We start from the raw sequence: 20369 nt of genomic DNA on the forward strand, positions 1-20369 counted from the left end.
TGCCAAAGAAGAAAAAATTTTTTTGGTTTGTTTTTTCATTATCTTTTTTTTGTAACAAAAGCATCATAATATAAATTAAAAAATAAAAAAAGATTAACCCCCAACAGCCTGGGCAAAAAATTAAAAAAGTAGTGCAAAAAGGTAGTTATTCTACAGATTATAGTATTAAAATAGTAACAGGGAATTAACTTACTTATAAAAATTACCTATTTTAAAGTCGATTTTTAGTGTTAAATTATCAATCAATTTTATTATTAAAAAAATATAAATTTGTTATTATGTAATTATTAAAAAGTATTAAAATTATAGGAGCAAAGCGCATTATGAGTAAAAGCATGATTCAATTTTGAAATAAATTTGAATTCACCTTTTGAATTCTATTTATATTTCTTGGTTTTGTATTTAGTATCTTAGAATTTTTTAAAATTAACCTTACATTAGGGTTTATCCTCGGATCATTAGTATCTTATTTATTATTTAAGATAACAGCTTTAATTTATACATCATTATTTTTACAGAGAAGAAAGATTTACTATTTTCTTTTACCCTTAAAAATGTTGTTTTTTTTTAGTTTATTATTTTTAATAATATATTTGATGAAATTGATAAACCAAATTCATTTAGGAGATACAAACATGCATTGAGCTCATGGACGTATTAATTTATTTAGTTTTATATCATGTTTATCATTAAGTGCAATTGCTATTATAGTGCATGTAATTTTAATTAAAAGAAAGGTGTCGAATGGAAAACATAAAAAATTCATTATTTAATTGACGTCAACCGCAGTTAGTTTCATTGTTTGTAACTGTGATAATTGTTCTAATTTTGTCAGTTTTAATCTATCTAAAAGTTAAAAAGACAAATCCAGAAAAAGCTTCCAAAGGCATAGTTTTAATTGCTGAAGCTTATGTAGGCTCAATTGAAAAAACTTATGAGGCTGTTGCTGGTCCTGGAGATAATTTAAAAATTGCAAGATTTTACATCTTAAGTTTAGGAACTTTTTTATTAATAGGAAATGGTGTTGTTATCTTTGGCCTAGAACCCATTGTTACCTCATTCTCTGTTCCATTTTCTTTAGCTATTTTAACATGGTTTGGGGTTCTTGTTATTGGAACTATTTATAGTAAATGAAAATTTTATGCAAAATTATTAATTCCAACTGAATTAATTGGTAAGTTATCTATATTAGTTTCATTAAGTTTTCGGATCTATGGAAATATTATTGGTGGTGCTGCTATTTTAGCCATGGCCTATGTTTCTGGTGGAATTTTATGACAAAAAGTTTTTTCAGTTGGATATGGACAAGAATTATATTTCTTTTCGCTTATTATTACACCATTCTTTCATTTTTATTTTGATATTTTTGGTTCTACGCTACAGGCATTTATTTTTGCTTTATTAACCTCAGTTTATTGAGTGTCTGAAGCAAGTGATATTAAACCAAAAAAACAAACTACAAGTAGAAAAATATCTTTTAGGGATTGAACTAGAAGAAAAACAGAAGCAATTTATTAGGAGATTATTATGTTAGAAGTAACAACTTTATTACAAGAGGCAACTCAAAGTGCAACACAAGTTGCAAATAATAATGCATCAACTTCAAGTGTTAGTGCTGGATTATTAGGTGTTGGTGCAGGCATTGCTGCAATTGGTTGCTTAGGTGCAGGAATTGGCCAAGGATATGCAGCAGGAAAAGCTTGTGAAGCTGTTGGTCGTAACCCTGAGGCTGAATCTAAAATTAGATTGATGCTTATTATTGGTGCAGGTATTGCCGAGACAACTGCAATTTATGCTTTATTAATTGCCTTAATTATTTTATTTACAAAATAGTTGGTTAAATAATGGTTTATTATAGTGAAGCACAAGAATCAGCAAGTGTAAACGAACAATTTGGAACTAGATTTAAAGACCTTTTTGCTGGTCTTTTTCCAAGTATACCCTTGATCATTGCGACAATTCTTGCTTTTATAATTGTATGTAGTTTACTTTTTTATTTAGTTTATAAACCAATTAAGAAATTAATGAAAGAACGTGAACGATTTATTCAAAGTAATATTGATGATTCAATACAACAAAAACAAGAAAGCATTTTAAAACTTAATGAAGCCAATCAAAGTTTAAAAAATGCACATATTCAAGCAGAACAAATCATTTCTAAAGCAAAAATTAAAGCTGAAAAAACAGCTGAAGTATATTTAAATAGTGCTAAGACTGAGTCAAAACGATTATTAGAAGAAACAAATATTGATATTGAAAACCAAAAGAAACAATTTGACTTTAATTCACGTAGATATGTTGTAGAAATTGCAACTGAGTTAGCCGAAAAAATTCTCAAAAGAGAAATCACACAAACTACACAAGATCAAATTATTAATCAATATTTAAATACTGATAAAGATGTTGAGGAATTATAATGTTTCGTAAAACTCATACATCTGCATATGCTATTGCAATTTTTGATTTAGTTTTAGAAGATGATAGATTTGTAGAACTCGAACCATATTTTGAATTACTTAAAGAATTCTTAAATCAAAATCCTGAATTTATTGATTATTTAAAAAATGATGGTATTCCAGAAACTGAACGTTTAGAAACAATTGATTTAGCTTTTGTTGGTTTTGATTGAATAATTATTAATTCTCTAAAAGTAATCGCGCAACGGAAAGCTGTCAATATTTTAAAAAATATTATTATAGAATATTTAAAACTATCAAACCATCATTTAAAAATAAGGTATATTGATATTATTTCGGCCTTTCCTTTAAATAATGAACAATTACAAGAAATTAAGGAAAAATTACAAAAAACCACGAGGCGTACTATAAAAATTACAAACCATATTGATAAAAGTTTAATCAGTGGTTTTAAAATTGTATCACGCACTGAGGTTTTAGAACTTAACTATAAAAGAGAATTACAAAAACTAAAAAATCAAATTATTTGAAATAGAGAGGAGGTATAATGCCACTTAAATTAGATGATATTTCACAAATTATTAAAGAGCGTATTAAAAACTTAGGCTCAAAAGTTGATCGTTCTGAAGTTGGACGTGTTGTTTCGGTTGGCGATGGGATTGCAATAGTTTCTGGACTAGAAAAAGTCAGGTATTCTGAATTAGTGCGTTTTGGTAATGGTATTTATGGTCTAGCTTTAAATTTAGAGGATGAAACTGTGGGGATTGCTTTATTAGGTGATGCTTATTCTGTATCTGAAGGTGATGTTGTATCCCGTACAGGTCAAGTCATTTCTGTTCCAGTTGGGGACCAAATGCTAGGCCGTGTTATTGATGCATTAGGTATGCCTTTAGATGGTAAAGCACCAATTAACAATAACCACACTTCTGAAATATTTAAAACTGCTTCAGGAGTTATGACCCGTAAAGAAGTAAATCAACCTTTAGAAACTGGTATTTTAGCAATTGATGCTATGATTCCAATTGGTAAAGGGCAACGCGAATTAATTATTGGTGATCGCCAAACAGGTAAAACCTCAATTGCAATTGACACGATTATTAATCAAAAAGGCAAAAGTGTAAAATGTGTATACGTTGCAATTGGACAAAAGAATTCTACTGTTGCACAAATTGTACAGAAACTTTCTGATGCTGGCGCTTTAGAATATACAACAATAGTTGTTGCGGGTGCTAGTGAATTAGCTCCAAAACAATATATTGCACCATATACAGGAGTGACCATTGCTGAAGAATGAATGAAGCAAGGCCAAGACGTTTTAATCGTGTATGATGATTTATCTAAACATGCGATTGCTTATCGTACTTTATCATTATTATTACGCCGCCCACCTGGACGCGAGGCCTACCCTGGGGATGTTTTTTACTTGCATTCACAACTTTTAGAAAGAGCTGCTCGCTTAAACTCACAATATGGCGGAGGTTCAATAACTGCATTGCCAATTATAGAAACTCAGCAAGGGGATATAAGTGCATATATACCTACAAATGTTATTTCGATTACTGATGGACAAATTTTTACTAAAGAATCGTTATTCAATGCAGGTCAGCGCCCTGCTGTTGATATTGGATTTTCAGTCTCTAGGGTTGGATCTGCTGCTCAAACTAAGGCTATGAAACAAGTTGTTGGTTCTTTAAAACTAGAACTAGCTCAATATAATGAAATGCAAGCATTTGCTCAATTTGGTTCTGGTTTAGATAATTCAACTAAATCAATTTTAGATCATGGTGCAAAAGTATACCGCCTTTTAAAACAAGATCAATACTTTTTGTTGCCTTCTTATATTCAAGTAATATTATTAATTGGTGTTAAAGAACGTATCATTAACCCTCTACCTTTTGATAAAATAACATCATATCGTGATAATGTAATTGATTGAGTAAGCCATGATCAAAGCGGAATTGATATTGCTAATGATATTTTAACAACTGGCATATTATCACAGGAAACATATGCAGCTATTGAACAAAATTTAGTTCGTATTGTGAAAGCAATTATTTCAATTATTCCAAACTATGATGAAAAACAATTTGAATCATTGCCCAAAAAATATATAGGTACAAATAATGCCTAATTTAAATGGATTAAAAAACCGTATTAATGTTATAAAAAGTACAGAAAAAATCACTAATGCTATGGAGCTAGTGTCAACTTCAAAATTACGTCGCCTTAGAAATGAATTTTTTAGTATAAATTTATACCAAACTACTTTAAAAAATATCTTTAATGATTTGATTAACAATGTTGATCCTCGTAAGCTATATTCAATTTTTCCTAAAAATAGTGCACAAGGCAAATTATATATTGTTATTACAAGCGATTTAGGGCTTTGTGGATCATATAATTACAATATTATTAATTTGCTTAAAGAACAAATTAAACCCGAAGATAAAATTATTGTGCTCGGAGATAAGGGGGTAGTTTTATTAAAAAATTCTAAATTAAAGGATCAAGTGATTAAGTTTATTGGTAATGTTGGGGATTCATTAAGTTATGATATAAGTTCTACAATTATTAAAGTTTCACTTGATTTGTATTTAGAAAATAAAGTTTCGGCTATAAATCTTTTATATACAGAATTTATCAATAATTTAGTACAAGAAGCACGAAATTTACAATTATTTCCATTTGTTATTGATAAAAAGAAAATTGGTTCAAAAATATCACAATTAATTGAGTTTGAACCAAATGCCGAAACTGTACTTGTTAAATCAGTTCCACTGTTTTTAACTAGTACATTATATAATCATGGGTTTAGTTCAAAAATTTCCGAAATTGCATCGAGGCGTAATGCAATGGAAAATGCCACTAATAATGCTGGAGAATTAATTCAAAATCTGCAACTAGAATTTAATAGACAACGTCAAAGTTTAATTACACAAGAAATCACTGAAATTGTTTCAGGAGCAGATGCTACTTAAAAAAAGGAGTTTTTATGGTTAGAAACGAAGGTACAATAGTTCAAATATTAGGTCCTGTTGTTGATGTGAGATTCCAAGAAGGAAAGTTGCCAAAACTACTAAATGCACTTAAAACAGAATTTGAAGGTAAAGTATATACCTTTGAAGTAGCTCAGCATATTGGTGATGAAACTGCTCGTACTATTGCAATGTGTGATATTAATGGATTACAAAGAGGTTTAACTGTTTTAGATACTGGAATGCCAATTCAAGTACCAGTTGGTGAAAAAGTTTTAGGAAGAATTTTTGATGTACTTGGAAATCCAATTGATGATTTACCACTTGATAATGATGTTCCAAAATCATCAATCCATGCAACTCCACCAAGTTACGAAGAACAAAAAACATCTTCTGAAATTTTGGAAACTGGTATTAAAGTTATTGACTTATTAATTCCGTATGTAAAAGGTGGAAAAATTGGTCTTTTTGGGGGAGCAGGAGTTGGAAAAACTGTTTTAGTACAAGAACTTATTAATAATATATCTACCCAACATAATGGACTTTCTGTTTTCGCGGGTGTTGGCGAAAGAACCCGTGAAGGCAATGATTTATACCACGAAATGAAACATGCTGAAGTTTTAGATAAAACAGCTTTAGTTTTTGGACAAATGAATGAATCGCCTGGCGCTAGAATGCGTGTTGCACTTAGTGGTTTAACTATGGCAGAATATTTTAGAGATAAACGAAATCAAGATGTTTTATTATTTATTGATAATATTTTTAGATTTACCCAAGCCGGTTCGGAAGTATCAGCTTTACTTGGAAGAATGCCTTCTGCTGTTGGTTACCAACCTACTTTAGCAACTGAAATGGGTGCTTTGCAAGAAAGAATTACTTCAACACATCGTGGTTCAATTACATCTGTACAAGCCGTTTATGTTCCAGCAGATGATTTAACTGATCCAGCACCTGCTACGACCTTTACTCACTTAGATGCCAAAACAGTTTTAGATCGTACGATTGCATCATTAGGGATTTATCCTGCCATTGACCCACTAAATTCTTCATCTCGTTTACTGGATCCTTTAATTGTTGGATTAGAACACTATGAAGTATCACAAGGTGTTGTTTCAATCTTACAAAGATTTAAAGAGTTACAAGATATTATTGCTATTTTAGGAATGGGTGAACTTAGCGAAGAAGATAAAGCAATAGTTGCTAGAGCACGTAGAATTCGTAATTTCTTATCTCAACCTTTTACAGTTGCTGAAAAATTCTCTGGTATTAAAGGGGTTTACGTTCCTTTATCAGATACCATTAGAAGTTTTAAAATGATCTTATCGGGTGATTTTGATGATTATCCTGAAGAATTATTTAGATATGCTGGTAGCATTGACGATGTAATTTCTAGATATCAAAAAACACTAGAAACAAAATAAATGGCTCAAACATATTTAAAAATTACTGTTCCAAGTGGTATATATTATGAGGGTTGGACAGATATAGTGACATTAAAAACTTCATCAGGTTATATCGGACTGCAAGCAAATAAATCACCTTTATTTTCAAATATAGAAATAGGCACTTTAACAATTGGATGGGAATCTAATGAAAATTCAGAAAAATATTATATTGGTGGTGGGCTAGTTTACGCTAATGGTTCGAAAATTGATATTATAACTGACGATATTTTAAAATTATCAGAAATTGACCTTGAAAAACAATTAGCCGAAAAAGAAGCTTTAGAAAAGCGTATTGCCCAAGGCAACCAAGATACTTCTGATATTAGTAAATTAGAAACAAAATTAAAACGTACATTATTTAAAATAAAAAGTTTGACAAATAATTAATTTATGTATAATTTATATTAATTATGGCAAATTTATATAATAATAGAGAAAACAAAAACCAAGAAGGTTTTAACCCATATGTAGATAATAGTGAGAAAGTTGCTCAATCTAGCACAGCTGCTAAAATTGCATTTTGATTTTTAGGTTTATTAATTTTTTCAGCAATATATTTTTTAGTTAAAAGAAATGCATATTTAAAACAACAAAATTACATTAATGAATCAGCATCAACAATTGATGTTCAACTTGCTAAAAGATCTGATACATTAGTTAAGTTATATGATGTAGTACAATCACACAAACAATTTGAAAAAGATACTTTTTCTGAAATTGCTCGTTTAAGAACTTTCCGATCATCAAGTAATCTAACAAGTGCACAAAGAACTGAATTAGAAGGTCTAAATAACTCAGTATTTGGTAGATTAATGGCTGTTTCTGAAAACTACCCAGAACTTAAGGCTTCTGAATCTTACAAAACATTAACTGAACAAATTGTTTACCTTGAAAGAGAAGTTGCTGCTGCTCGTAGATTATACAATACTAATGTTACACAATTTAATGCATCAATTTTTGCATGACCTGGTAGTGTTGTTGCTGCTACACTAGGACTTTCTACATTTGGACTATTTGCTGCATCTACTCAGCAAAGACAAGATGTTTCAATGAAAGGATTATAATGTAAAACCAAACCATTTTAAAGGTTTGGTTTTTTATTTGTCTTTTTTACTAATATTTTTATTAGTAAATATATGTTTAAAGATAAAAAACAAATTTCGCCATGGGATTGCTCTTTATATGTATTTCGTGAGTATTTAAGTTATAAAAAATATGAAGATATTCCCATTGACGAATTAAAATTTAAAGCAAAATATAATCAAGAAGGAATTAGTTTAAACAATTATAATATGTTGCTTAAAGAATTTGGTTATAGCATTAATGCTTATAAAGCAAGTATAGAAGAAATAAGTAAACTTTCCAGCAATGAATTACCATTTGGTGCAATTATAAGTTCTGGAAATTATAACCATATGATTTTGATTATTAAAATAGATCCAAAATATATAACTTATTATGATCCAGGACTTGGAACTAAAACTAAAATTTCCACTGCCGAATTTGCTGTTCTAACAAAAGGTATATATATTGAATTTCTTAAAGATACTACTTTGGTTAATCATACAAGTGTAACTATAAAAGAACAAGGTAATAATAAAGATACCAATTATAGTTTGTTTTTACTTTCCAAGACAAAAATTATATTACTATTTGTATTATTATTTGAATTGGGCATTTACATCATCATTCCTTGAATTAATAAACGGATTTTAAATATTATTATTCCATATAAGTTAAAAGATGAAATTATAATTATTGCATTATTAATTTTTATAAGTTTTTTATTTATTTATTTAATTCAAACTTTAAGTTACCAAATTAGGCGTAACTATTTTTATAACTATTCATATCAGCAACTTTTTGCTACTTTAGAAAAATTTTCTAAAGAAAATTATGGCATGCTCAATATTATGTCTAATGTTGAGATTAAAACAAGACTTGGCAACCTTTTTTATATTCTAAATATTCAAGAAGTTTTCTTGCCTAATTTTATTGTAAATTGTGTGGGCTTTTGTGTGTCATTGTTAATATTACGAAATATCAACTTAGTTTTATTATTGATTTTATGTTGTTTTGGTATTTTAATTTTAGTTATTAGTTATTTAAAAAAATTAATTTACGAAAAAAATTATTTGAAAATTCAAGGTGATTCATATCATTTAGAAACTAAATTAGATAATTATTTAAAATCATTAAAAGAAGCACAAGAAGATTATTTAACTAAGAGAATTTTATTCGATTGACAAACAAATTCAAAAACTTTCAAAGATAAATCGCTTAGTTTTGAAATTCACAACAACAATCTTAATAGTTTTCAAAATATCATTGAAATGTCCCTGCATCTTTTTATAAGTATAATAGGGGTTTATGAAATTTGGAACCAAAGAATGGAATTCTCTAACTTTATTTATTTTTTAACTTCAATTAATTTATTTATCCGACCGCTTAAAGGATTTTTTCAAAATTTTGATTCTTATATTGAATATTCTCAAAAAATTAAAACAATTGACGTATTTGATAAAAATATTAAAAACGAATTAACTATTCCTAAATTCAATGAAAGAATTAAGTCATTACAACTTTCATATGCTGAATTTAAGTATCAAGATTCATTACCTACAATTGTGAATATTGATCGTTTAATCTTGGAAGATAAAGTTAAAATTATTGGAAAAAATGGTATGGGTAAAAGCACCATTGCAAAACTTCTAGCAGGGCTATTACCTCTTAATAAAGGGGAAATCTTTGTGAATGAAAAAATTTCATACTTGTTTTTTAATGAACGTTTAAAAGAGCAAATTTTATATTTAAATTCTGAGCGTAGTGATCTTCATTTACTTGTAAAAGATTATTTAATAATTAATGATAAAAACTCTTTTATTGATTTGCTTAAAAATAGTAATTTAGATGTTATTCTAAAAAGTGTTAATTTAGATTTAAGTTGTTTTTTAGACAAGCAGGTTAACAGTTTATCAAAAGGACAATTGGCATTTATTAAGTTGCTTAAATTATTTTTACGCGATTATGATGTAATTATTTTTGATGAAGCTTTTGAGAATTTAAGTATTAATACTTATAATGAATTAAAAAATCGTTTAAATAGTTTACTATCAAACAAATTAGTTGTTGAAATTAGTCATAGTAGTCGGTATATTTTTGATGGAAATAGTAATGAGGTAAATTTAGATGAACTTGTTTAAGAAATATTCTTTAAGTATTTTCCTGCTTTGCTTGATTTTTGCGGTTTTTGTATTTTTACTTTATAAAATTAGTTTTTTAAAAACTTATGAATATTATAACGTGCATATTCATAAGTTAAAAAACGAATTATATATTCAAAATATTTCGTATGAAAAACTAAGTGAAAATAATTTTTTATTTAATGCTAATATAAATAATTTAATTCAAAAATTTGATCTAATTGTACAAGATAAATTAACTGATGAAGGTATTTTAATAGATAGTGAAGAATTAAAGAAATTTTTAGAATCAAATAATATTTATACAATTCAAGGTTATATATCAATTGAGAAAGAAACGATAAGCCAAGTTATTATTGTTTATTTGAGAAACATTTTGCCAATCTAATGATAATAATGTATAATACATTATTATAAGAATTGGAGGCAATTATGTTTGAAATATTTGCAACAAAAAATGATGAAGGAAGAACCTTATACAAACTCTTGGTGAAATATTTAAATAATTTAAATAAATCTCGCCTTGAGAAATTATTTCGTAAAAAGGATATCAAGATTAATAATTTAAGAACAAATGATAAAACCATAAAGATAAAAGAAGGTGATCATATTATCATTTATGGTGTTTTTGATGTTATTAAGAATGAAACTGCAATTAAAACTAAAGTTAATTTAAATATTATTTATGAAGATGAAAACATTTTAATAATTAATAAAGATCCAGGAGTTGTGGTTCATGGTGAAGAAGATTCTTTAGACAATCAAGTTTTAACTTATTTAAATTTTCAACATTTAGATAGTTTTAAACCATCACATGTTGGTCGTTTAGATAAAAGCACAAGCGGTTTGATGCTTTATGCAAAAAATTATCCTACATTAGTTGAATTAAATGATAAGCATCAGTTTTTTGTAAAGAAATACTTATTTAAATCAAACTTAGAATTAATTCCAGGTCAAAAACTTGAATTATCATTATATGTAACCAAAGATGAATTACACCACCGTATGAAAGCACACAAAAATAAATTGCCAAATTCTCAAATAGCACAAACACTATTTTACCTTGAAAATAATGACAAAATTGCCCAATTAATTACAGGCCGCAAACATCAAATAAGAGCTAGTTTAAAATATTTACAAAAACCCATTTTTGGTGATCGAAAATATGGCGGCAAACCAGATGATCGATTAATGTTGCATTCATTTTGCTTACAATTTCAGAATTTAACGGGTAATTTAAAATATTTAAATAAAAAAGAATTTTTTACAAATAAACCAAAATGATAGGAGTAATATGAAAACAATAGATAACGAAAAGATTAAACAAATTGTTGAATCATTGCTTTTTGAGCCAAATAATGAAGTTATCAATAATATTTTAGATAATTGAAATGAATTAACCAGAAGCATCAAATTATTTGACCAATTTGATTTGTCTAATATCAAACCAATGACCCATATTAATGAAACTTATTTAATTGATTTTTTACGTGATGATATTCCCAATACCACAAATTCTATTACTAAGGAAGATATTTTAAAAAATGCCAAAAACAAGGATGAAGATTATATTTTATTAACAAAGGTGGTAGACTAATGCGAAAGTTACTTGTTAAAGGAGACTATAATAATGCAATCGAATCTCTAAAGAATGACACAAATAATGCAGTTGTGTCACTCTTAAAAATTGAGCAAAAGAAAAATTTAGATTCTCCTTTAAATGGTGCTGTTGCAACTATTAAAGATAATTATGCAATTAAAGGATATGAAACAAAAGCTTCTAGCATGATTTTGGAAGGTTTTGATCCCAATTATAATGCAACAGTTGTTACTAAATTAAAAGATGCTGGAGTTTTATTTGTTGCCAAAACACACCAAGATGAATTATCTCTTGGAGGAACTGGAACATACAGTGCTTATGGACTTATAAACAATCCATATGATTCTAATAGATATGCTGGTGGATCATCTTCTGGATCTGCCGCTACTTTAACAACTAATATCTCTTTTTCAATTGGAAGTGATACTGGTGATAGTGTTCGCCTACCGGCATCTTTCGTTAAAAAAGTTGGTTTTAAACCTTCATATGGTTCTATTAGCCGCTATGGGTTATTTGCATATGCTTCATCTTTAGACACTGTTGCATATTTCACCCATAATGTAAATGATTCAATATTAGTTTCTCAAACTTTGTTTGGTAAGGATGCAAATGATATGACATCAGTTGATGTTGAAATTAGTAATGTTGTAAAAACTAAACCAGCTAGAGTTGTTTTACTTGATCTTACGGATCAAGTAAAAGATTATTATATAAACTCATGAAATTCATTAATTAGAAAATTAGAGGAAGATGGTGTTGCTGTTCAGGTAGTTAAACCAAATTACAAAATTTTAGAATTGATCCAACCAGTTTATCGAATTATTTCGTTTTCTGAAGCTAGTTCGAATTTAGCTAATTTAACTGGTGTTAGTTTTGGCAATAGAGTTGAAGGGAGGACTTGAGAAGACACATTTAAAAATACCCGTTCATCAAAATTTGGTCATATGGTCCAAGAAAGATTAGCATTAGGTAGTTACTTTTTATATAATGAAAACCAACAAGAAATTTTTGTTAAAGCTCAAAAAGTTCGTCGCTTAATATCTAATTATTATGCAAGTTTATTCCAGCAAGGTGATGTATTGATTTATCCTGCAACTGCTGGCATTGCACCTAAATTCACAGATACTTCAAGCAATAATGTTATCAACTTTATTTTAACTGGATCTAATTTACTAGGAAACCCATCGATTACCTTGCCATTAGGCGTAAAAGACAATCTTGGTTATAGCATTGCCTTAGATTGTTCATTATATCAAGATAAAAAACTACTTGGAATTGCTGAATATATTGAAGAATTAATCAAAGGAGGATTATAATGCATGATAATTTTGAAGTAATTATTGGAATTGAGATTCACGTTGAATTAAAAACTAAAACTAAAATGTTTTCGTCAACTCCAATTGATTATTTTGCTAGACCAAATACAAAAGCAAATCAAGTAGATCTAGGTTACCCCGGTACTTTGCCATTAGTTAACAAAGAAGCTGTAAAATACGCTTTAACTTTAGCTAAAGCATTAAATATGGAAATTGATGATGAAATGCATTTTGATCGCAAACATTACTTTTATCCAGATTTACCAAAAGGTTATCAAATTACCCAATTTTACCGCCCAATTGGGAAAAATGGTGAGCTAGAAATTAAGGTTAACAATTCTAATAAAAAAGTGAAAATTGAACGTATTCACCTTGAAGAAGATACAGCAAGGCAACATCATAGCGAGCAAGGCACTAAACTCGATTATAATAGAGCAGGTATACCTTTAATTGAAATAGTTACATATCCGGTCATTAGAAGTGCTAAAGAAGCTTCTGCTTATGTTGATATGATTAAGAGAATTGTGCTTGCTCTTGAAATATCTGAAGGTAAACTTGAACAAGGAAGCTTGCGTGCTGATATCAATATTTCGCTTCGCCCGTTTGGGTCTACTGTATTTGGTCCAAAAGTGGAAATCAAAAACCTTAATTCACTTTCAAATATTGAAAAAGCTATCGAATATGAAATTAACTTGCAAACAAAACAAATATTAACTAATGATCCAATTTTACAAGCAACTAAACGTTTTGATGCTGATAAAAATGAAAATATAATAATGCGGGTTAAAACTGGTGCTGTAGATTATAAATACTTTCCAGAATCAAATATTCCACTAATTAAACTTTCCAAAAAATTTATTGATTCAGCAGTAGTTCCAGAACTACCAAACGAAAAAGAACAACGATATACAGATGCAAAGATACAAAATCTTTATATTCAAAGTTTGTTAGATGATATTAAATTAGCAAAGTATTTTGATAGTATTGAATATGATGACAAAGAAAAATTATCTAAGCTATTCTTTGCTGAAATAGTTTCGCTTGCTAATGCTAAGGGTCTTAAAGCTTATGATTTAAATATTTCTGCATCATTTTTTAAAGATGCAATTATATTGCTTGACCAAGGGATTATCTCAGGAAAATCTTTTAAAAAACTTGTGCCGTTGCTAGTTAATTTTAATGGTGATTTAACTTCCTTAATAAAAGAGCACAATTTGCAACAAATTTCAGACCCTATTTTAATAAATTCCTTAATATCCAAAATTATTGATGCAAATCATGAAATTGTTGCCGAATATGAGCAAAGACCAGAAAAAGTTACTAAGTTTATTCTTGGTGCCATAATGAAAGAAACTGGTGGTCAAGTAAACCCTGTTCTAGCTAGTGAAATAACTACAAAGGTTTTAAATGATCTTTTTAAGAACGACTAAAAATCATTATAAAAAATATTTACGATTAAAGAATAAAAAAACACATTTAAGAAAATTTTATACTAATTTGATTTATCCAGATAGGTTTGAATTTTTAAATGTTATTTATAGTACAATTTTAAAATATATTATTTTATTTTTTACATCAACTTTAATTTGGAAAAAAAATGATGATAATAATAAAATTAAACGCAATAAATTGGTTAATTTAGTTTACTCTCACTATAACTCTAAAGAGACAAGCTTCGTATGAATTTCAACAATTTTTTATGTATTAATTTCATTTATTCCAGTCATTTATATTGTTGGTTTTTTAAATCTTATGATTAATAATGCAATAACACCATTAAAAGAATATGTTGAACCATTAGCAAAATCTCGAAGTGATTCAGTGCCAAACAACATTTTTCAATACTTATTTAATTCAATTGTATTCCAAAAATTTATTCCAGGCGGAGAACATTATTTTATATTAGATAATCAAAATCCAGATGCCGGATTTAATTCATTTTTAGCTTTAATTCCAGGTTCTTTTATTGCCTTGCCTTCTTTATATATTGCGAGCGGCGGATACGGTAAGGTAATTTCTGCTTATAATTTTATTTTTTCACATAGTAGAACTGGAACTTTTTTAGGAAATCGTGTCAAAGGTTTTTTCTTGGTTTTAGTTATTTCAGTTTTACTTTGATTTTTTAGTAATCTTTTCATATTAACTGAAGTAAAAATTTGAAAAACTTATGGCGATATCAGTTTTTGATTATCAGATTTTATTTATTTACTTTATGCACTTGTTTTTTTAAATGTATTATTTTTAGTTTTATTTAAATTGATACCATCATTTAAAATTAGATTTAAAGACATATTTAAGGGCACTATTGTTGCTAGCCTCCCCTCATATATTTTAATTGTAATATATATTTATTTAAATGAATTTGTATCTTATAGTAAATTTGGGTCTGCAGCAGGGTTTTTCTTTTCGATAAGTTTTTTTATTAACTGATTCATTTATTTTATGTTTTTAGGAATTATTTTTAACAATGCTTATTATAAAAGTTTTGTTAGTGTTCGGACTATTCCTAAAAGAATTTATGCATTCCTTTAGGCAGGCTTGTAAGCCTGTTTTTTTGTTTTTTGTGTTTTTTGCTATACTCCTTTATTTTTAAATATATGAAGCGCAAAACATTTGGACAAATTTTATTAATATTATTATTTTTATTTTCAGTTGCTGGAACAATTGTTATCTTGCAAGTTTATGTTAATAAACCAAGCAAAGAAGAATATAAAAATGAGGAGAAAGTTTATATTTATTATGTAACTGGAGCAGTATTGCACGATGGCATCCATAAATCAACGAAAAAACTCACGTACCGAGAGCTATTATTTCAAGCATCCGCACAAGGTTTTGCGGATCTTTCAAGTTTTAAAATGAATAATTTTGTCCCTGATAATGGCAAGATCCATGTTCCTTATTTAGATCTGAAGCTAAATTGGGATGATTTTGATAATATTAAACAATTAAGTACTTTAAAATTATCAAATAAGATAGCACAGGCTTTGTTAGACCATAGAAAGGAGAATAAACAAACAACATGAAAAGCTATTGGTGAGATAAGTGGAATTGGACAAAAGACGCTTGAAAAGTTAATGAATTATTTAGTCCTAAACTAAAGAATTTAATCATATTTTTTTTAATATCGTTTGGTATCTTATTTCTACAAGAAAACAACATTTTATGAATTATGTTATTTCTAACTTGCATTTTGCTTTTTTTTATTTTAATGCCATGAGAATTCAAATTCTTGATTATTAGTTTAGTAATAATTTTTATCTCATATTTTATTAAGCAAATATTAAATAATATTATGCTGAATTATTTTAATAATATTTACTGAGTCGAGTTAGTAGATACAAATAGTTATAAACTAATTAATATTAATAATCAAGCTTTTTATCTTAATATTAATAGCATCAATACTAAATTAAATTTATGGGATAAAATATATATTGAAGGTAATACTAAAGGTAATTATTTTGAAAATATTCAAAATGTTAAGTTTTTAAAATCATATGATTTTCGCATACATATCTTTAAATTTTTTAATTCTCATAATTCAGTATATTCTGAATTTGTAATACCGTTATTATTTGGCCATAGTGTTAATTACAAAAATAGTCCGTTTTCTTATGCAAGTGAATTAGGTTTAGTACATATTCTAATCATTAGTGGTATGCATTTTCAGTTGCTTGCAATGTTTTTGAATAAGGTTTTCAAAAGAAAAGCAAAAAATATAACTTATATTATCTGCTTTGTATACTGAATTATTTGTCTTAAGTCCATTTCAGTAAATCGCGCCTTTTTTTCGATTCTTTTAAATAGTGCCTTAAACAAAAAAACATATAAAGAATCTAAATTTAGTTTAATAGTGGTTTTAACTATTTTTTTTACTTCAAACCTAAGGGTAAATTCACAAGGGTATTGACTAAGCTTTATTTTGTCAATATTTATAAGTAATATGCAAAAACATAATAAAAATAAATCATTATTATCTTATGTTGCAAATTATTTTCAAATATGGATAATTTCGGCGAGTTTAATTGTGGTATGAAAACAAGATATAAATATCACATCTTGATTTTTGAGTTTGGTTATATCTCCGATATTCGAAATATTGTATATTTGCCTCCTTTTACTAATATGACTTGCTCCAGCACTTGTATTTATTAGGTTTATACTTGATAATTCTTTATCATTATTATTATTTTGAAAAGTTAGCCTTAATGTTAATTGAATAATTATGTCTATTTTATTTACAGGATGCTTTATATCCTTTTTAACTGTTTTTATAAATAAAAAAGAAAATAAAATATAATAAGAGTATGAAATTTATTTTTGGTGATGAATCTTATTTTATAAATAAAAATCTTAATGAAATTAAGTCTAGGTATAGCCTCGATCAAATAATTGTCTTAGACGAGAATTATGAATTTTCAGAATTAATTGAGTTAATCGCAACGGAAACATTGTTTGTAGATAAAAAGTTAATTATAGTAAAAAATTTAGATCTTATCGATACTACTAAATATAATAAAAAACAACAACAAAATGCAGATTTATTAATTAAAACTTTGGTTAGATTTTCTGACAGTAATGAAGTAGTATTTGTTTACATTTCTGCAAAAATGGCAAATAATATGCTTACCAGTTTTTTAAATCAAAATGCAACATTATATGAATGTAAAAAAATACCTAAAAAAGAAATAGCAGCACAATTATTATTACTTTGTAAAGAAAAAAATATAAAATTCTCATATACTGATATAAATTTATTTTTAGATAAAATGCCAGATAATCTTGAAATAATTATGAATGAATTTAATAATTTAACACAAACTTACCAAACTATAAATTTTGAAGTTATTAATTTAGTAATTGCAAAATATGCCAAAAATGAAGTTTTTTCGTTCCTTAATTCAATAGATACATTTAACCTTACTACTATTTACCAAAAGTATTTAGAGCGTATTTCTGAGGGTGAAGAAATCACATCATTAATTGCCCAACTTAGCAATATACTAAGCGATTGTATTAATTATTATTATTTAATTGCATCTGGTCTTAACAATATGCAAATTACTGAAAAACTAAAGCAACCCTTATGAAAAATTAGGAAATTATCAACTATTTTGAATAATTTTGGTTTTAAAAAACTTAAAAATGTGATTTATGAATTAGGAAAACTAGATATTTTATCAAAAACAAGCGGGGTGAATATAAATGAATTATTTGAAATCTTTCTCGTTAAAAACTTTTAAAATAAATTCTCACAATGAATACTTTATTTTTTTATTTAACAAATGCCAGGAAAAACTAGCACCAGAAAGTTTTAAAGAATATTTAAAGAATATTTATAAAAAAATTGAAATCATAAGAAATAATAATCTCAAGATTGTTTTAATTTTGCCTCATTGATATTATTTATCAGAGTTTGAAAATGAAGAATTAGCTAATAATATTGATGAAAATTATAAATTTTTGAGTTCTTGGTTAAAAGAATTAGTTTTATTACAAAATATAACAATCCTGCAATTGATTAATTTTAAAGAACTTGGCTTTTTATCATACTCTATATTAAAAAAGTCAAGTTCTATCAATGATTCGGTGAATACAGAAGATTCAATTGAATGAGTTGTTAATTTTGAATCGACGGGAGCAAAATTAGACCATAATAATGAATTTTATTATGGTATTGATGAACATCAAACAAAACTTTATTGAAATTTATTTTTAATCAAATCATATTTTGAAAAAGAATATAATGTAACTGGTTTTGTATTTGAAGGCTTTGAATCGCACATGAGGAAATTCTCAAAAAATATAGTAATGAAAGAAGTAGATTATTTAAATCGAGTTTTTACTGTTTTTAAAAAGGAAAATAGTTCAAGAATTTACAGTTATACAAGCATCATAAAGAATAATAAACACCTAGATTTATTAAGTTTTTTAGATAATAAAATTTATGAGTTTAATTTTGGAAGTAATTTTTCAGTAAATATTTTATGGACAATGTTGTTAAATAAAGGAATTTATAATATTAATTTTGATAATTATTTAAACTCAAAAAATCATGAATATCTTTTCTTAGTTCAAAGACTAAAAACTATTATTCATGAACTTGTATTTAATAACCCGCAAATATCTTTTACATATTTAAGTAATTTATCTTTAAGAAACTGAATAAATAAAGGTTTTTTATATAATTTTAATTTCTTGGATTACTTATATGATTATTTAATTGAAAAAGTTAACAACTTAAATATGCAATTTGTAATAAAGCATGAAGGCGAAATAAATATAAAGTACTTATATCATAATATCCATAAGGGAATAATTGAAAAACAATTAATTTATGATAATGAAGTTTATATTCGTAAAATTAACATAACAAATAAGATATATCGTGAACGGAACTTCATATTAATGCCTTATGAATCAAAAGAAAAAATTCAAAGAAAGAATTTTTAACTCTTTGAATTTTTTTTAGTTTTTAAATAAATTGAGAGATAGGTTCTTTTGATTCTGCTTCTTGTGTATCTTTTGCTAATACATGCTTGAATAAATTCCTCATACGTTTGATGGTATATATTTTTTTTAAATAAATTTTCGATTCCTTCACCAACCATTTTATATGATCGTAAAGTTTTTAAACTACTTTTGTTAATTATTTTTTGAAACTTCGGGTAAGTTTCGTTGATTTGTTTAAATTTTTTAATATCCATTGGTGTATATTTACTAATATCCTGGTTATGTAAAACCATTTTACGTATATGAGTTGCAGAGGCAAAATTATCTTGGGTTTGGTCAGAATGAAATCCTATTGTTCGTTTAATACAAAGTGGCCTTATATTAAAATTATTTTCTACAATCGTTTTAACATACTCAATTCCCAAAATGTCATTTGGAGTATTTAATGAGTAATTTGCTAAATCTTGCATTGCTAAAGATGAAGATCTTGGGAAGCTATTACCACCAGTTTTTAAATATTTTTTTAAAAGTGCATTATATTCTGTTTTTTTATATTTTAAAATATAAGCGACTTTTAAAAATTGTGTTATATCAGCTGTTTCCGAGCCAAAAACTAAATAATTAATTTTATGTTTATTTAGTTTCTTGACAGCCTCACTAGCAAATATATGTGCAGCTTGGTTTGAAATATTATTTTTAAGTTTTATAAATTTGTTAACACCGTATTTTTTGGCAATTTTTTTGCGTGCTTTTCAAGATACGCATATATATTCAGCCCGCTGTGAAAATTTATAACTCATAGCGACATAAATTTTTGAATTAGGAAATTTTTGTTTAATTCATTTTAATTGAAAAATATGTCCATTATGAAAAGGGTTATACTCAGCTACAATTCCAACTTTTACTGGTCTTGTTTTGTTATTCATATTGTTTTATTATAAATTAATAACTAATTTTTTT

The 20369-nt window shown here is 26.9% G+C and carries 20 protein-coding genes; 19 read left to right on the forward strand and 1 reads right to left on the reverse strand.

The features are described 5' to 3' along the window. Positions 1–744 precede the first annotated feature (744 nt). From AC0B4S_RS01700 to AC0B4S_RS01790, 19 genes are all read left to right on the forward strand, one after another. Positions 745–1518 (forward strand): F0F1 ATP synthase subunit A, encoded by a 774-nt coding sequence (locus tag AC0B4S_RS01700; protein WP_465101394.1) that lies wholly within the window; start codon positions 745–747, stop codon positions 1516–1518. Between the two features lie 9 nt (positions 1519–1527). Beyond that, positions 1528–1833, forward strand: coding sequence for an ATP synthase F0 subunit C (gene atpE / locus AC0B4S_RS01705; protein WP_465101395.1), 306 nt, complete (start codon positions 1528–1530; stop codon positions 1831–1833). Positions 1834–1844: 11 nt separating this feature from the next. Continuing rightward, positions 1845–2417 carry a F0F1 ATP synthase subunit B gene (gene atpF / locus AC0B4S_RS01710; protein ID WP_465101396.1) on the forward strand — a complete coding sequence of 191 codons (573 nt, stop codon included), beginning with the start codon at positions 1845–1847 and terminating at the stop codon, positions 2415–2417. Beyond that, on the forward strand, positions 2417–2965 hold the full coding sequence (gene atpH / locus AC0B4S_RS01715) for an ATP synthase F1 subunit delta (RefSeq protein ID WP_465101397.1): 549 nt from the start codon (positions 2417–2419) through the stop codon (positions 2963–2965). The genes atpF and atpH overlap by 1 nt, the downstream gene beginning before the upstream one ends. Next, complete coding sequence (atpA, locus tag AC0B4S_RS01720; protein WP_465101398.1) at positions 2965–4548, forward strand: F0F1 ATP synthase subunit alpha; 1584 nt, start codon at positions 2965–2967, stop codon at positions 4546–4548. Before atpH ends, atpA begins: the two co-directional genes overlap by 1 nt. Continuing rightward, complete coding sequence (atpG, locus tag AC0B4S_RS01725) at positions 4541–5395, forward strand: ATP synthase F1 subunit gamma (RefSeq protein ID WP_465101399.1); 855 nt, start codon at positions 4541–4543, stop codon at positions 5393–5395. The genes atpA and atpG overlap by 8 nt, the downstream gene beginning before the upstream one ends. A gap of 14 nt (positions 5396–5409) precedes the next feature. Continuing rightward, a complete protein-coding gene (gene atpD, locus AC0B4S_RS01730) occupies positions 5410–6813 on the forward strand; it encodes a F0F1 ATP synthase subunit beta (RefSeq protein ID WP_465101400.1) in 1404 nt (467 codons plus the stop codon). After that, positions 6814–7224 carry a F0F1 ATP synthase subunit delta/epsilon gene (locus AC0B4S_RS01735; RefSeq protein ID WP_465101401.1) on the forward strand — a complete coding sequence of 137 codons (411 nt, stop codon included), beginning with the start codon at positions 6814–6816 and terminating at the stop codon, positions 7222–7224. 23 nt (positions 7225–7247) lie between these two features. Then, positions 7248–7901, forward strand: coding sequence for a LemA family protein (locus tag AC0B4S_RS01740; RefSeq protein WP_465101402.1), 654 nt, complete (start codon positions 7248–7250; stop codon positions 7899–7901). A gap of 72 nt (positions 7902–7973) precedes the next feature. Then, entirely contained in the window at positions 7974–10040 is a 2067-nt protein-coding gene (locus AC0B4S_RS01745) for an Mbov_0121 family peptidase domain-containing ABC transporter (protein ID WP_465101403.1), read from the forward strand. Further along, a complete protein-coding gene (locus tag AC0B4S_RS01750) occupies positions 10027–10428 on the forward strand; it encodes an MAG1140 family protein (RefSeq protein ID WP_465101404.1) in 402 nt (133 codons plus the stop codon). The genes AC0B4S_RS01745 and AC0B4S_RS01750 overlap by 14 nt, the downstream gene beginning before the upstream one ends. Positions 10429–10472: 44 nt before the next feature. Then, positions 10473–11327, forward strand: coding sequence for a pseudouridine synthase (locus AC0B4S_RS01755; RefSeq protein WP_465101405.1), 855 nt, complete (start codon positions 10473–10475; stop codon positions 11325–11327). Between the two features lie 7 nt (positions 11328–11334). Next, positions 11335–11637, forward strand: coding sequence for an Asp-tRNA(Asn)/Glu-tRNA(Gln) amidotransferase subunit GatC (locus AC0B4S_RS01760; protein WP_465101406.1), 303 nt, complete (start codon positions 11335–11337; stop codon positions 11635–11637). Beyond that, the gene (locus tag AC0B4S_RS01765; protein ID WP_465101407.1) at positions 11637–12956 is read left to right on the forward strand and encodes an amidase family protein; all 1320 of its coding nucleotides are present in this window, start codon (positions 11637–11639) and stop codon (positions 12954–12956) included. Before AC0B4S_RS01760 ends, AC0B4S_RS01765 begins: the two co-directional genes overlap by 1 nt. After that, on the forward strand, positions 12956–14386 hold the full coding sequence (gene gatB / locus AC0B4S_RS01770; protein WP_465101408.1) for an Asp-tRNA(Asn)/Glu-tRNA(Gln) amidotransferase subunit GatB: 1431 nt from the start codon (positions 12956–12958) through the stop codon (positions 14384–14386). Before AC0B4S_RS01765 ends, gatB begins: the two co-directional genes overlap by 1 nt. Then, entirely contained in the window at positions 14364–15488 is a 1125-nt protein-coding gene (locus AC0B4S_RS01775) for a YhjD/YihY/BrkB family envelope integrity protein (RefSeq protein ID WP_465101409.1), read from the forward strand. The genes gatB and AC0B4S_RS01775 overlap by 23 nt, the downstream gene beginning before the upstream one ends. Before the next feature lie 65 nt (positions 15489–15553). Then, positions 15554–16054 carry an MAG0490 family ComEA-like DNA-binding protein gene (locus AC0B4S_RS01780; RefSeq protein ID WP_465101410.1) on the forward strand — a complete coding sequence of 167 codons (501 nt, stop codon included), beginning with the start codon at positions 15554–15556 and terminating at the stop codon, positions 16052–16054. 1209 nt (positions 16055–17263) lie between these two features. Beyond that, entirely contained in the window at positions 17264–18199 is a 936-nt protein-coding gene (gene holA / locus AC0B4S_RS01785) for a DNA polymerase III subunit delta (protein WP_465101411.1), read from the forward strand. Further along, positions 18162–19409 carry a hypothetical protein gene (locus AC0B4S_RS01790; RefSeq protein WP_465101412.1) on the forward strand — a complete coding sequence of 416 codons (1248 nt, stop codon included), beginning with the start codon at positions 18162–18164 and terminating at the stop codon, positions 19407–19409. Before holA ends, AC0B4S_RS01790 begins: the two co-directional genes overlap by 38 nt. On the opposite strand, the gene AC0B4S_RS01795 is transcribed toward AC0B4S_RS01790, so the two are convergent. Then, entirely contained in the window at positions 19406–20335 is a 930-nt protein-coding gene (locus tag AC0B4S_RS01795) for a nucleotidyltransferase (RefSeq protein WP_465101413.1), read from the reverse strand. The genes AC0B4S_RS01790 and AC0B4S_RS01795 overlap by 4 nt on opposite strands. Positions 20336–20369: the final 34 nt, after the last annotated feature.

Source organism: Mycoplasma sp. 6934, assembly GCF_055523595.1.